We start from the raw sequence: 1,361 nt of genomic DNA on the forward strand, positions 1-1,361 counted from the left end.
TGATATGCCCCGTAAAAGTTAGACACCAATCTAACTTTTACGGGGTGTTTTTTATGACTAAAATTACAAAAGATGAAAAAATACGAATATTATTACGTTATGTAAATGGACAAGAAAGTGTAAAACAAATTGCTAGAGAAGAAGGTGTAATCGTATCTGAATTAACTTCTTGGATTCGTTTATACGAACAACATGGTGTGGAAGCCTTTATGAAATCATATACAAGTTACTCTGCAGAGTTTAAAATGGATGTACTTAATTATATGAATGAAACGGGTACGTCCTCTATTGATGCAGCTGCTATTTTCAATATTTCATCTTCAAAATTAGTTCGAAAATGGCGTAATCAATTTGAAACAGGTGGATTTGATGCCCTCAATTCAAAGAAAAAGGGGCGTCCATCCATGAATAAATTAAACAAGAAGACATCGAAATCGGTTCCAGCTGATGGTTCTGTAGAGGCACTTGAAGCACGCATTAAACAGCTAGAAATGGAGAATGCGTATTTAAAAAAGTTGAATGCTTTAGTTCAGGGACAGGAAAAATTACAAATAAAATCAAAGCGCAAGTAATTTTTGAACTAAAGCACATTTATGATGTCGTAGAATTAGTTAAAGTCGCAAATATTCCTCGAAGCACTTATTATTATTGGGAAAAGCGAATGAATCGTGAAGATAAATATGCCGAAGTTAAGGAGGCAATTCAATCAATATATCACGAACACAAGGGGCGTTATGGTTATCGTCGTATTGCGAGTGAATTGAAAAAATACGGATTCCAACATGATCCAAAAACAATCAACCGTTTCATGAATGAATTGGGATTAAAATGTCTGGTAAGAATGAAGAAATATCGTTCTTATAAAGGACAAGTTGGTCGAATTGCACCAAATCTATTAGAACGAGATTTCAAAGCAGAGAAAATGAATGAAAAGTGGGTAACTGATGTAACAGAATTTCATTTATTTGGTGAAAAACGCTACCTATCTCCTGTGATGGATTTATGTAATGGTGAAATTATCGCTTATATACTGATGAAAAGACCTGTATATAAACTTGTATCAGATATGCTTGATCAGGCGTTAACACGTCTTCAAATAGGAGATGAAGTGATCCTACATTCAGATCAAGGATGGCATTATCAGATGAAACAATATCAGAAAACACTCCAAAAACACGGTATCAAGCAAAGTATGTCCCGCAAAGGGAATTGTCTTGATAACGCAGCAATGGAGAGTTTCTTTGGCATCTTAAAATCTGAACTATTATACTTGCAAGAGTTTAATAGTATCGAACATTTTGAAGAAGAATTAAGGTTATATATTGAGTACTATAATTACAAACGAATGAAGGCAAAATTAA

Annotated in this window: 1 protein-coding gene; it reads left to right on the forward strand. The window is 33.8% G+C overall.

Annotated elements, in window-relative coordinates; translation table 11 throughout:
* Window positions 1-53: 53 nt before the first annotated feature.
* A protein-coding gene (locus tag EC501_RS18285) for an IS3 family transposase (RefSeq protein ID WP_122973763.1) occupies window positions 54-1,361 on the forward strand; the annotation gives its coding sequence in 2 pieces (ribosomal slippage) (window positions 54-507 and window positions 507-1,361; 1,309 coding nt annotated over the 2 pieces). This gene is flagged as partial in the annotation.

Origin of the sequence: Lysinibacillus halotolerans (assembly GCF_003711845.1) — a bacterium.
Taxonomy (GTDB): Bacteria; Bacillota; Bacilli; order Bacillales_A; family Planococcaceae; genus Ureibacillus; species Ureibacillus halotolerans.